We start from the raw sequence: 12,859 nt of genomic DNA on the forward strand, positions 1-12,859 counted from the left end.
ATAAAGCACTTGGGGAGGTAGAGATTATCTTACACGTTAAAAACTTGCATGTTTCATACAACCAAAAAGAAGTGTTGAAAGGTATTAACCTATCGGTCGAAAAAGGCGAGGTTGTATCGTTTATTGGTCCGAGTGGAACAGGGAAAACCACCTTATTAAAATGCATCAATTACTTAGAAAAACCCCAACAGGGCGAAATTCAAATCGGGGATCTGCATCTCAATTATCAAAGTTTATCCAAGCAAGACACCCTAAAGCTTCGCAGGAAAACTGCCATGGTGTTCCAGATGTTCAACATTTTCAAACATAAGACGGTCATCCAAAATGTAATGGATGCTCAAATAGCCGTTCAGAAAAAGTCCAAAAACGAAGCGTATGCCATGAGTTTGAAACAATTAGAAAAGGTAGGTCTTAAAGATAAAATAAATGAATATCCCTCTCGCTTATCGGGAGGACAATTACAAAGGGTCGGCATTGCACGTGGCTTGGCGCTTGAACCCGAGTTGATTTTGTTTGATGAACCTACTTCAGCTCTTGATCCCGAATTAGTAGAGGAGGTATTGAAAGTAATAGAAGATGTAGCAAAGTCCGGCATGACAACGCTTCTTGTCACCCATGAAATGGACTTCGCCAAGCGGATTTCCGACAAAGTGGTCTTTATGGAAAATGGTCACATTGTGGAAGTGGGAACGCCTGAACAAATCTTCGAGAAATCAGTGAATGTGAGAACAAGGCAGTTTTTGAAAAAGATCTATGCAGAGCAAGACCAACAAAAATTAAACATTAAGGGTGGTTGATGAGAATGAAGAAAAAGTCAATTTTAGTAGCAGCTTCTGTACTGGGTTTATCTCTCCTTACTGCATGCAATTCCACTGACAACAAGTCACAAGCTGAGAGCACTGGGGATTCAGGTGTAAGAACAATCAAAGTGGCGACTGGCCACACGTCAAAACCATTGAGCTGGGTCGATGAGAACGGCGAAGTGACGGGTTATGAGCCTGAGCTGATAAAAGAACTGGATAAAGTGCTTGAAGACTATGAATTTGAATTGTTCGGTGTGGAAGATTCAGCGGGTGAAACAGGACTAGCTACTGGAAAGTACGACATGTTGGCAGGTGGTCTAGGGTTCACGGAGGAACGTGCAGAGCAATATATCATTCCTTCAGAATCGAGTGGTCGTGCCCTGATCAAGATTTACGTGGCAGAAGATAGTGGAATTGAGAGCATTCAAGATTTGGTAGGGAAGAAAATTTCTCCTCTATCCCCAGCGGGTGCTACATATAAAACCGTTAAGAATTGGGAAGAAGAAAATCCTGAATTTAAGCTGGAGTATGATTTGGCTGATGTGGGAATTCCAATCGCAGATCGACTAAAAGAAGTGGCGAGTGGCAAATATGATGCGTTGTTCTATCCATCGAGTTACGGACAAATCGAAATCATTGAAGATCAAAATCTACCTGTTGTGGGATTGGACCCAGTCAAAATTATTCCTACGTTCTTTATGATTCACAAATCAGAGGAAAATGAGGAACTGAAACAAGCCATCGATGAAGGTCTAAAGGAATTGGCAGAAGCAGGCGTGCTTTCTGAGTTGTCTACTGAATTCTACGCAGAAGATGTGTTTCAATACGATTGAGGCTTTTACATGAACGTCTTGGTTCGAGTCAGATAAGGTCATAGTGAATATCTCCGGATCGACTAGAGCACATCCATATTCTCTCGTTTGGTTGAATCCCTTGAGAATATGGATGTAGACTAAGACGAAAAACATAGACATGACACCGTCATGTACAGAAGAGATATTCAATAGAGAAGGGAGAATGACGATGGAAACGGGTATGCAAGAATTACTAATGGAGTTTCTTAAAACGCTTCCGATCAATATTATCATCATCATCTTGTCGGCTGCGCTTGGGTTACTCTTTGCTGTGCTATTAACGTTTGTGCGACTAAAGAGAATTCCCGTCATTAGTCAATTAGCCGATTTGTATGTATCTTTTGCGCGAAGTGTTCCTGGACTGATTTTACTATTTATAGCGTACTTTGGAATTCCAAAAGTGTTACCTCTCATCGGTTTGGGCACATATGATATAAGCCCGATGCATGCTGCTATTATTTCCATGGGATTTTATCATTCTGGTTATATTTCTGAAGTGTTTCGACCCGCTTATCTCGCCGTTGAAAAAAGTCAACATGAAGCTGCAGATAGCTTGGGGTACACACCAATGCAAAAGTTTTTCCGAATTATTCTGCCCCAAATGGTCCCTGTTGCACTCCCGGGATACGGCAATGCCTTGGTTTACTTGATTCATGATACGTCGCTGATCTTTGCCATTGGCATCGTGGATATTATGGGAACCGCAGAATTGTCTATCTCACGTTCTTACGGTACTAATCAAATCCTAATTTACTTTATCATTGCCTTGATGTTTTCGGCTATGTGCTTCGCAACGGACGGATTGGTTAGAAAACTGGAGAAGAGAGTGGCCATTCGATAAAGGTTTAACCACAATAAGCAAGGGGGATTAACATGTTTGATTTTGAGGCTTCATACGAAATGTTTTTAGGGATATTGGGTGTACTTCCTGAAACCTTACTCATAGCGATTACTATACTTGTATTATCCACCCTTCTAGGAGTGGTGTTGGCTCTGATACAACAATATAAAATCCCTGTGCTGGTTCAACTTACAAAATTATTTAAACTGTTTTTACGAGGGACACCTATGGTGGTGTTTTTATACTTGATGTATTATGCACTCCCTGCCATTGGACAGTTCATCGTTACACTTCTAGGTATCGATTATAATATGAACAATATGTCGCCTCTGGTTATTTTAATTGTCACAGTTAGCCTCACGTTGTCTGCCTTTCAATCTGAGATCATCCGAGGCTCATTTTTAGCGGTAGATCCGGGGCAAATTGAGGCGGCGCAATCCTTGGGCTATAGTTTTTCTCAAACGTTTACGAGAATTGTTGCCCCGCAAGCTTTTGTCCATGCAATCCCTGATTTCGCAAACTCTTTCACAGTGGCCATCAAAGCCACTTCACTCGGGTTTTTAATCACCGTGATTGATATCTTTGCACAAGCCAAAATCATGGCAGCCCAGAACTTTCGCTTTGTCGAGGCGTTCATGATGGTGGCACTCATTTACTGGGGAATCGGTATTTTAATCACCAAGTTAGCCGACCGCTATGAGAATGATGTGCGAATCAAATGAGCTCATGCCATCACACAAGCCCCATACATACACATCCGTCCTTGCAGCCGCATGGGCGTTTTTGTATGTCTCTTTAAGCAGCAGGTACTCTTAATCTTGATTGATTTCCTACAGATTCTACACTCGTGACTACACCGTATACCAACTAAATATAACAAAGGTATAGACCACATAGACGACGAAAATCGAAGCGAAAGAGAGGAATGCGGGTTTCTTCGGTTTAGGTGAAACAACAGTAAAGATGATAGATACGAGTACTCCGGCAAGTAGAGTATGAGCGTGAAAGACAAGCACTTCTAGGAGAGACGTCGCTTTAGACATGAACTTAATGGGGCCTGTCACCCATCGCACTAGGAGAGGTTGATGGACGTCCTCCAATCTCTTACAGTGAACCTTTAATAGAGGGTGAAATGGTTAAACTCACAATTGAATTTACAAGTGCTGAGACGATTGAGATTGATGAACAGAACACCATTAATAAAGTAATTAAGGAAATCAACCATTCAAGAAGAGAAGGTACACAAGAAATGGAGTTCGAAATTGGACATCGAGCTACAATTGAAAACAGTGATGGCGAGACAAAATCTTTCCATTTTTTCAGCGAAGGTCTAAGTCGTCGTGAATTATATATAGATGCTAGGTGATAGCAAATACGAAGTTTACCGCAGTCGGAACATTAAACGCAGCGTAAGGTAGCGGTTTTTTTTATGTAAATTTATTACTTGTTAATCAAAAGATTTGAGTTTAGATTTAGATTAAATGCCCATAATAGTCTAAATGGAAAATGATGTTTCCAAAATCCTTTTTAGTTAACTTATTGAAATAGTTTACACTTAATATTTCTTCTTTTGTCAGTTCTCGTTCCGATTGGCTAATTTCTTTTAAATGATATGCAGCTGCCAGAGCTGTAGTATGAGTTCCACCATAGTCATTATATATATAAATCACGATATCATCCTTTGAATTGTTTAATTGATTCAAAGTAAACATCAATTTCATGAACAGATAATCTTCTCCAATACATCACCAACTGTACCATTAGCGATGTCGATTGGGGTTTTTTTGTCTAGAGGATTAAAAATTGATTCTATTGGTGTTCCACTATTAGTTATTGGTGCAAAACAATGTTGTGATAATATTTTTCGGTTGGTAGAAAATACAAAACAAATAGCCCAAAACAATAAGGACCAAGTAATTATTTTAGAAAATAACGAATTTAAGTAATACTTTTTAATTCTATTTATTTCTGTTTTAAAAAATTCTTTAACTTGTAAGAGATTGATGGTTTACAATAGGAACATTATACGCATGAAAACCTTATTGAACTACTATGGAAGAACGTAATTTTCTTGCATATTCTGTGGTGAAGCAGGTCTTCATAGGGTACTAACGGGGCAAGTTAGTTGAACAAGTGGAATGAAAATCCCTTGCAGTGCAGGGGGGAGTTGCTTATATCTATCTCAATATTATATGAAGCCACATTTTTACAATCAATTCTTCATATATATAAGAAAACAATTTAGAAGGAGATAAAATGAAATGAAATAATTTGCAATTCTGGCTGTAATTGTTATCCATACTGGAAAAGTGGCAATGCATGTGAATGCTTGTTTATTTAGGGGGATCGTGGATGTTATTAATTATAAGTATATTAATAGTATTAGGTTATACTACTTTCTTGATTTTTAAAATTTCTTTCAATACAGATAAATTAACAGGTATGACAGGTATGATAATAGTGATGTCATTGGGAATGATGTCAAGTTTGGTAATTGGATTAATCTCAGGAATTGTTTATAAAAATGATATAACTTCTTCAACGATTCTTGCAATGGTTTTAAGTTTAATTGTTGGATATTTTTTAGGTAAACGGTTGGGATTGGTTGTAACAATTGAAGGAATGGCATCTTCACTAATGGGTAGCATGATGGGAGCAATGTTAGGAGAAATGTTACCCTCAGAGAACTTTAAAATAATGTTAGCGTTTATGGATGTGCTATTTATAATAGTTGCATCTTTAATCTTTTTTCTAATCAGGAATATTTTAAGGAAAAGTAGTGATAAAGACCCTATTATTAATCATACCTACACTTCAATCTTTATCGTGGCTATTTTAACAACTATTGTATTGGTCACTACTTTTTATGAAGGTAATTATGTTGAAAATCTGATTAATGATCGCCCTGTTAAAAACCAAATGAATGAGCATAATCATCATTAAAGGTATTATTTTTATTATGAAACTAACGTGGTGTTTTAGTTTAATAATCATAATTAAAGACAACACTGATTTGTTGGCTTTTTCTGACGCATCTGGAATATATGTGTCGTAAACAATTTTATACTTCTAAAAGTATTCTCCTTCTATTTTGTCAAATTGTGTATATTAAATGGAACTAGTTATTAAAACTATTTATAAAAAAATGCTAGAGCCGATAATATCTATATAAATAGTTTAAAGGAGTTTCAAATGGATATAAGTGACTTAATGAAAAAAATCAATGAAAGAATGGATAATATGGATTTGGTTACGGCAAGAAGATTTATTGAGAACGATATAGAACTGATCAGTGAAAACAGGCATCTACTTAAAAGTAACGCAAGGTCATTGTTTGAAATGCTTTTAGATAATAAGGAATCTGTAATTAACAACTTAAATCGGTATGAATTGAATGTAATTTATGCTATCAATAACTATGCTTCAAATTTTGATGTACGAGGGTTAAAGCTTTCGATTAAAAATAATTCCGCCCTTTTGGTAAGAAAAGATATAAACCATTACTTAAATGAGGATGCGAAAACTTTATTAACTGGAATGAAAGTAATTAATATCGGTAATGAAAATGAATAGTTATATATTAATTCAGAACGTCCACACGGGCGTTCTTTTTATTTTATAAAAATTTGGGGGTGCGGAATGGGTGAAGAATTAATAAGAAATATTAGGGAGCGACTAAGCGGTATCAAAGCGAAGATTGATTATATTCGAGACATCCGCATTACAGCAGAAAGAGCACAGGATACTGCTGACAAGGTGCCAGAAAGTACCAAGAGCGCTCATAATCGCTTGGACAAAATAGACAAAATTATATGGTGGGTATCTACTACGATCATTGCGGCCGTCATTTTGGCTCTATTGGCATTGGTAATTAAAACAAACTAGGAGGAGGTATGATGACAACTGATAAACTAAAACAACATTTCGCTTTACTTGGAGGATTGCTATCAGCAATCCTTTTATTTTTGCAATCACCTTGCTCAGTAAAGTACATCGTCAAATTATTGTAGATGCAGCTTTAATTGATGGGATTAAATAAAGAATGGGCTGACAAACTAGAAAGTAAGACGATCACAGACGCTGATGTATAGGATTAGCTGTAAAGTATACAATTGCAGTAAATAAATACCCAAAGTAAAAGCGACCTTCTCCTGATCGAGTTGGTCGCCAAACTATAGAACTATTTGTAATGTTTTAATCCTCTTATGTTATTAAATAGGGGTGATTTTAGGTTTATTCTTGTGTAATACATATATAATTAATTCTATAAGAGCAATTAGTATTAGAGATAATCCGAAAAGTGGCATAATAATTCCGAGAATTACTAAAAGAAAAATGAATCCTACAAAACTTTTTCCCATAGGAGTTTTTGGAGGAGCTGACAGTTTCCCCTTTACTTTTCTATCTAACCACATCTTGTATCCCAAAATAATAACCGTTAAAAATGCCAAACAAACGAGTAAATTGATTATTTTATTTGGCCATCCAAATAAGTGTCCTTCATGTAATGGAATACCCCATGTAAACCATTTTGCTAATATACCATAATCTTCGTAACTAACTTTTGAAATTAGATTACCACTATATTGATCAAAATAGGTAGTCATTTCTTCATACGGACTAACATCTAAACCAGTGACACCAGTATTACTTCCTTTCGATACTGTATATACACCATCTTCACTCATTGGATAAACAATAGAATACGGTTTGGAGATCTGGGATTCGTCCACCTTATCCATCAGTCGTTGAACACTAATCATGTTACCACTATCAGTCATATTAGACATACCTGACATGCCATTATGGTGAGCATGAGCATCGCTTGATGTAGGTGCTTCATTTTTACGAGTAGCCCAAGGAATTTCATTGATCTCAGAAGTTGGTGGAACCTGCTGTAATTCCGGAATACCAATGGATGGATTTGATTGTGCTGCTGAGTATATGAAATTGCCCATGAGAGCAGACCAAGGCAAACCTGTAAAAATTAATATTACCATTGGTATGGCAATTATAGTACCAGTAATAGAATGTAGCTTTTTATGACCTTGTCTCTTATTCTTGTTTCCTTTTTGTCTTTTAAATACTTTACCTTTAAATGACATATAAACTCCTGAAATAAGTAGAAAAATAGCCCAACATGCTGCTAATTCAACTAAATAGTTTACAACTGTTCCGCCAACAAATAAAGAACTATGTAAACCTCTCATGACATTAGAAAAAGTAGTTGCTGCGTTCTGACTACCTATTATCTGATTATTATTATCAATGAATACATATTTCTGTTCGCCTTCTGCATTGGTCATCGTGAATCTTGTATTGTATTCATCTTCCAAAACAATTATTTTTGTTACATCAAAACCATCATACTTATTTTCTGCATTCTCTATTGCTTCATCTATTGTTACACCTTCACTTTTGGTACTTGCATTGCCAAAAAATAAATCATCATAGATTTGATTTTCGACATTTGTATAGAATAAGTAACCAATACCGCTAATTGTTAGTGTTATTAGTAACGGGGCAATAAATAAAGCGGCGTAGAAGTGCCAACGCCAAAAAATATTATAGAATTGCTTATTAATTTTCAATTTTGTTCCTCCTAAATTTTAATAGATCTATTATTCTGTTTTTTTATGATATACATTGAATCTATAAAAAAAATTAAAGTAACCACAGTAATTTTTGTAATTATGCAAATTTTGTTACTTCAACTCTCTCTCTTTTAATTTGTAATCAAATTCGAATTTAACACATTTACCATTCTATGAAACTATTGTGAAATTTGAACGAAATTTAATGTATAAGGATTAAATTATTTTAATTGCTAAAAAATTAGGTGATAAATAAAACGAATGTTCTTATAATAAATAAAAGTAGGGAACGAGTGTGCGTAAAAGAAATTTGAATGTATTGGAATATGTGCAAATTGCTAAAATGATCTACATGAAAAACAGTGGTGAAATTAGTAAAGGGCGAGTAAAGGTGTTGAAACATCGTCCATTCATGAGTTGACTCATACGGTGTTTTTCTTTTTTATTTTGCTTGAAGCATGGGCATAAACGTCAGCGGTTATTTGGTAGCTAAAATGCCCAATTGTTTTTGGATATACTTCATATAGGTTTCTGCTTCCATCAATAAAACTACATAAGTATGACGTAATGATGGATTGGAAAGGTTTTAATTTCAGCTCTTTTAACGATACATTCAAATGTTTTAAATAGAAGTCCCTGTTAAAATTTCTTCGCCCGGCATCGCGCTTGAACCAAAGTAAAGGCATTCACCTATGTTTCCCTAGAAGAGTATCTTATAGTTGATAACATCTTAAATAACTGGAGGGGATAACATGGGATACTTTGTTACGGTAGAGCAGGGAGTAAAAGTATATGTAGAGGATGTAAACCCAGAGGGAAAGAAAACAATACTATTTATACATGGTTGGCCATTAAATCATAATCAGTTTGAATATCAGTTTAATGTTCTTCCTGCAATGGGATATCGTTGTATTGCCATTGACTGGAGAGGTTACGGTAATTCCGATAAACCAATCAGTGGCTACAATTTTGACAGATTGGCAGATGATGTTCATGCAGTAATAAGTACATTGCAGTTAAAAGATTTTACACTAGCAGGACACTCCACAGGAGGGGCTATCTCGATTCGATATATGGCTCGATATCAAGGTTATGGCGTTTCAAAACTTGTCCTAATAGACGCTCAATCTCCGTCTAGTGTACAAGAAGAAGTAGCAAATACGTTCATAACAGAAACACTTAATGATCGGCCTAATATGTTGCGGAGACTAACGGATATTTTCTTCTTCCAGTATATTACCGCTCCATTATCTGACTGGTTCTTTCAGCTAGGATTACAAGCCGCGGGTTGGTCGACTGCTGCGGTCATGATGTCATTGAGAGATGAGAATGTGTACAATGATCTTGGCAAAATATTAGTTCCTACGCTAATTATTCACGGCATACATGATAAAGTTGTTCCATTTAAAAATGCACAAGAAACAAACAAATTAATAAAAAATTCACAGCTTGTCCCATTTCAATACAGCGGCCATGCTCCTTTCTATGAAGAACGTGACAAGTTTAACCAGCTACTAATACAATTTATTGGATAATAATTTATCGATTGGGAATATTCAAGAGCTGCATGATAAGAAGCACAGGCTACAGAAGATGCTTGAATTCTATTTGGACATCAAGAAGGGGACAGAGGATAAGATCGGTCAGTTGGAAGGGTTGAAATATCAAGTGGCTCGAATGAAGTATATGGAGAATAAATCTTATAAGCAGATTGCAGATGAATTAGGGAAATCGTATGGGTAAACGGAATGTGGCAAAAATTAGATAAGTCTTTATTCATTTTTAAGATTGTGCGATCTTGGCAGGTATCGGCAGCATCGTATTAAAGAATAAACCGATATATCCTGGGAGCGAATGAATTAATAAGAGGACGAATAATTTTTCCCCATAATAAACTAAACAAAGCATATGTAATCAGTCAGAACAGATCTAATTAAAAGTAACTCAAGCTGATTATTTGAAAAACTTAATAACAATACAAAATAATCCTGAACTTTTGGTGAGAAAAGATATACGTCATTATTTAATGCCGAAGCGATTACATTATTAATTGGAATGAACGCTATTAGTAAGGAATGATATATGTAACACCATGGAACGTCCACCCGGACTTTCTTTTTGTTTTGTAAAGAACTAAAGGAAAGAAATTGGAGTAATTTACTAGTTATAAAAACAAACGAACGTTCGTATAATGAAATTAAAAGGAGGAAACAAATGTGCGTATAAACATTTTAAAAATATTAGAACATGATCAAATTGCTGAAATGATCTATATGAAAAACAATGGTGAAATTACTAAAAGGCGAATAAAGGTATTAAGCGTAACAGAGGATTCATTCAAGGCTTACTGTTTTTTACGTAGTACAAAGCGGACTTTTAAAATAGATAACGTACTCGCATTTGTTCCTGTAATTAAGAAGGAGCGTGCAGTAATATGATTAGCAACACAGAATTTAATGAACTATTTGCAACGGTATACGAATCAGCAAAGTTAAAACATCGTGATGACAAGTGGGGTATGTCGATGATGTTGCCAGAGCATGTTGAGATGCTGAGGAATTATTATGATGAACAAAAGAAAGTACCTCGTCCAGAGCTAAACGAATGGGATTTAGAGATCTTACAAATAAGCCTAGAAAATGCAATGAAAAGTAAAGCAGATACAAAAATAAAATTGTGGAAAGATGGAGAGTTTTATTATAATAGGGGCATTATAGAGAGTGTGGATTTTACTAGAAGAACTATCGAATTACAGGATCCATTTTGTTTGTTGTCAATAAATTTAGAGGAAATAGTTGATGTAACAATTGTGGAATAAGGGTGATATTATTTATGGAAAAGTCTAAAGCAGAAATTGAATTAGAAGTTTTGATTAATAAGTTGTTAAAAACACGACCGCGTGTAGAAGCGATTGGTTATTTAGAATGGCTAGATAATTTGTCTGAATCCGATTTTAAAGATCAAACAGATTGTATAAAATTATAGATTAGGTAGAAGTTGAACAAAAGGTCGGAAAGCGTCCGTCTGGAACGGAAATCAATACATTGGAAAAGGGACCATCTCTCAGTCACTATATGACTTTAGGGACAGCCCCTTTTTTAGTTTATTTATTTTATATATAAAGCTCCTTTACACAAGAAAAGAAAGAGAACTTGCAAAATATCCGCCGTCAAAGAATTTGTCTGTTCATTTAAACTAGACCTTATAGTTCAGAAACTGGCACGATTTCATACCCTTCTGCTTTTAAGTATTTTAAAATAGGTTCTACTGCTTGTACGCTTGTGTCATGGATATCATGCATGAGAATGATGGAACCATCTTTAACATTTTCTTTAACAATTTTTAATATTTCATTTGGATTATGCGACTTCCAGTCCAATGTATCTATTGTCCATAAAAATGTTGGGCTGCTGATAGAGTTCTGGATTTGTTTGTTAACAGCCCCATACGGTGGGCGAAACGCAGTCGGTTCTCTCCCAGTAGCACTCTTTATAGCTTCATTTGTTTTTTCAACTTCTTGAATTCCTTCTTCCTTACTTAAGGTAGTAAGGTCCTTATGATTCCAAGTGTGATTTCCTAATTCATGTCCTTCATCTGCAACTTTTTTTGCAATCTCTGGATAAAAATCGACTCTGTTTCCCAGCATAAAGAAGGTTGCTTTTGCATCATATTTATCCAATAGATCAATAATCTTCAATGTGTTCTTTGGATGTGGACCATCATCAAATGTAAGTGCCACTCGTTTACCACTTGTTGAAGCACCCGGTTTTTCCTCTTTTGCTATCGGTTTTTCCTTTGCACCATCTTTGTCGGCTTTTTCCTTATGATCCAGTAGTAATTTATCCTTCCATTCATCCGTAAGTAAATCTCGCATCTCATCTATTGGGATAGAGATTTCTGGCATGCCTGCTGCTCCAGCAGTTACTTCATATTTATCAAATTTAAATACAGCTGACTCTTCAGTGAAATACAGGTTTGAAAAATTGTTTTCTTCATTCATTGTCCATTCCTTTAAATCTTCTTCAAATAATAATGGGGCATATTCTGCCGATTCTTTGAATCTTTCATTTAATAGCCTATATAGTTGTTCCCTATTCTGTTTTGAATCCTTAAAGATTTTAGTTTGTGGAATAAATGTTCCTTTTTCTACATCTACCAGATAAATCTTTGCTTTTTCTTGACCATTTGCTCCTACCACATAACTTCCTTCAGAAAATACAATAGAATATGTATTATCAGCGGTTAGATAGATATCCATAGTTAAGGATAAATTGGCCACATGATTTTTAATAAACTCTTTATTTTCTTTAACAGAAATTAAGAAGTCTTTTTTAGTAGTAGACACATATTCTTCTATAACTGCGTTCAATTTGTTACTTTTAAACTTTGGGTAATGCATGGCAATGTGATAATTTTCTTTATCGGTTATATCTGTAATTAAATCTACTCCAGGATACTTAGAATACTCTATTATTGTTCCATTGGTTTTCGCTTCTTGATTTACATCAGCCTTAGTATTTCCCTTTAGGTTTATAAAAAAATAACCAATAGAGAAGATGCAAATTATAAATATAATGCTATACGATAGTTTCGTAGGTCTCATAAACAAATGCTCCTTGTTGTTTTATTTCTTGGAATGTTGTAGCTGAAATGTTCCCTAACATAACGACCAAACGAATTCTATTCTATCACATATAAACATTATATGATTAAGAATATATGAGAAAAGCTAGCGAAATTAATATTATTTTGTTTTTGCAAATAAAA

The 12,859-nt window shown here is 35.2% G+C and carries 17 protein-coding genes and 1 pseudogene; 15 read left to right on the plus strand and 3 right to left on the minus strand.

The features are described 5' to 3' along the window. The first annotated feature begins 26 nt into the window (after positions 1-26). From MHB48_RS07030 to MHB48_RS07050, 5 genes are all read left to right on the plus strand, one after another. Positions 27-797: an amino acid ABC transporter ATP-binding protein gene (locus MHB48_RS07030; RefSeq protein ID WP_188403860.1), complete on the plus strand. Its 771-nt coding sequence runs from the start codon at positions 27-29 to the stop codon at positions 795-797. 5 nt (positions 798-802) lie between these two features. Next, complete coding sequence (locus tag MHB48_RS07035) at positions 803-1,636, plus strand: transporter substrate-binding domain-containing protein (protein ID WP_342600786.1); 834 nt, start codon at positions 803-805, stop codon at positions 1,634-1,636. 190 nt (positions 1,637-1,826) lie between these two features. Beyond that, on the plus strand, positions 1,827-2,498 hold the full coding sequence (locus MHB48_RS07040; RefSeq protein WP_342600787.1) for an amino acid ABC transporter permease: 672 nt from the start codon (positions 1,827-1,829) through the stop codon (positions 2,496-2,498). Positions 2,499-2,530: 32 nt separating this feature from the next. Continuing rightward, entirely contained in the window at positions 2,531-3,220 is a 690-nt protein-coding gene (locus MHB48_RS07045) for an amino acid ABC transporter permease (protein ID WP_342600788.1), read from the plus strand. A 410-nt stretch (positions 3,221-3,630) separates the two neighbouring features. Then, entirely contained in the window at positions 3,631-3,864 is a 234-nt protein-coding gene (locus MHB48_RS07050; RefSeq protein WP_342600789.1) for a hypothetical protein, read from the plus strand. A gap of 133 nt (positions 3,865-3,997) precedes the next feature. On the opposite strand, the pseudogene MHB48_RS07055 reads toward MHB48_RS07050, so the two are convergent. After that, positions 3,998-4,168 (minus strand): annotated as a pseudogene (locus MHB48_RS07055) (DUF3189 family protein); the annotation flags it as partial. 24 nt (positions 4,169-4,192) lie between these two features. On the opposite strand from MHB48_RS07055, the gene MHB48_RS07060 reads away from it, so the two are divergent. The 4 genes from MHB48_RS07060 (at position 4,193) to MHB48_RS07075 (ending at position 6,383) form a co-directional block, all read left to right on the plus strand. Then, positions 4,193-4,444 (plus strand): DUF3189 family protein, encoded by a 252-nt coding sequence (locus tag MHB48_RS07060; protein ID WP_342600790.1) that lies wholly within the window; start codon positions 4,193-4,195, stop codon positions 4,442-4,444. A 406-nt stretch (positions 4,445-4,850) separates the two neighbouring features. Then, the gene (locus MHB48_RS07065) at positions 4,851-5,441 is read left to right on the plus strand and encodes a hypothetical protein (RefSeq protein ID WP_342600791.1); all 591 of its coding nucleotides are present in this window, start codon (positions 4,851-4,853) and stop codon (positions 5,439-5,441) included. A 249-nt stretch (positions 5,442-5,690) separates the two neighbouring features. Continuing rightward, positions 5,691-6,071: a hypothetical protein gene (locus MHB48_RS07070; protein ID WP_342600792.1), complete on the plus strand. Its 381-nt coding sequence runs from the start codon at positions 5,691-5,693 to the stop codon at positions 6,069-6,071. A 66-nt stretch (positions 6,072-6,137) separates the two neighbouring features. Beyond that, a complete protein-coding gene (locus tag MHB48_RS07075; RefSeq protein WP_342600793.1) occupies positions 6,138-6,383 on the plus strand; it encodes a hemolysin XhlA family protein in 246 nt (81 codons plus the stop codon). A gap of 326 nt (positions 6,384-6,709) precedes the next feature. Here MHB48_RS07075 and MHB48_RS07080 read toward each other — a convergent pair whose 3' ends face one another. Beyond that, positions 6,710-8,089 carry a PepSY domain-containing protein gene (locus MHB48_RS07080; RefSeq protein ID WP_342600794.1) on the minus strand — a complete coding sequence of 460 codons (1,380 nt, stop codon included), beginning with the start codon at positions 8,087-8,089 and terminating at the stop codon, positions 6,710-6,712. Between the two features lie 298 nt (positions 8,090-8,387). Between MHB48_RS07080 and MHB48_RS07085 the strand changes: the two genes are divergently transcribed. The 6 genes from MHB48_RS07085 to MHB48_RS07110 all read left to right on the plus strand — a co-directional run bounded on the left by MHB48_RS07085 (position 8,388) and on the right by MHB48_RS07110 (position 11,077). Then, entirely contained in the window at positions 8,388-8,513 is a 126-nt protein-coding gene (locus MHB48_RS07085; RefSeq protein ID WP_342600795.1) for a hypothetical protein, read from the plus strand. Between the two features lie 331 nt (positions 8,514-8,844). Further along, a complete protein-coding gene (locus MHB48_RS07090) occupies positions 8,845-9,627 on the plus strand; it encodes an alpha/beta hydrolase (protein ID WP_342600796.1) in 783 nt (260 codons plus the stop codon). A gap of 73 nt (positions 9,628-9,700) precedes the next feature. Further along, positions 9,701-9,835 (plus strand): hypothetical protein, encoded by a 135-nt coding sequence (locus tag MHB48_RS07095; protein ID WP_342600797.1) that lies wholly within the window; start codon positions 9,701-9,703, stop codon positions 9,833-9,835. 473 nt (positions 9,836-10,308) lie between these two features. Further along, on the plus strand, positions 10,309-10,530 hold the full coding sequence (locus MHB48_RS07100; protein WP_342600798.1) for a transcriptional regulator: 222 nt from the start codon (positions 10,309-10,311) through the stop codon (positions 10,528-10,530). Beyond that, positions 10,527-10,910, plus strand: coding sequence for a YolD-like family protein (locus MHB48_RS07105; RefSeq protein ID WP_342600799.1), 384 nt, complete (start codon positions 10,527-10,529; stop codon positions 10,908-10,910). The genes MHB48_RS07100 and MHB48_RS07105 overlap by 4 nt, the downstream gene beginning before the upstream one ends. Before the next feature lie 14 nt (positions 10,911-10,924). Continuing rightward, on the plus strand, positions 10,925-11,077 hold the full coding sequence (locus MHB48_RS07110) for a hypothetical protein (RefSeq protein WP_342600800.1): 153 nt from the start codon (positions 10,925-10,927) through the stop codon (positions 11,075-11,077). A 217-nt stretch (positions 11,078-11,294) separates the two neighbouring features. Here MHB48_RS07110 and MHB48_RS07115 read toward each other — a convergent pair whose 3' ends face one another. Next, on the minus strand, positions 11,295-12,695 hold the full coding sequence (locus MHB48_RS07115) for a polysaccharide deacetylase family protein (protein ID WP_342600801.1): 1,401 nt from the start codon (positions 12,693-12,695) through the stop codon (positions 11,295-11,297). Positions 12,696-12,859 lie beyond the last annotated feature (164 nt).

This window comes from Psychrobacillus sp. FSL H8-0483, from assembly GCF_038637725.1.
Classification (GTDB): Bacteria; Bacillota; Bacilli; order Bacillales_A; family Planococcaceae; genus Psychrobacillus.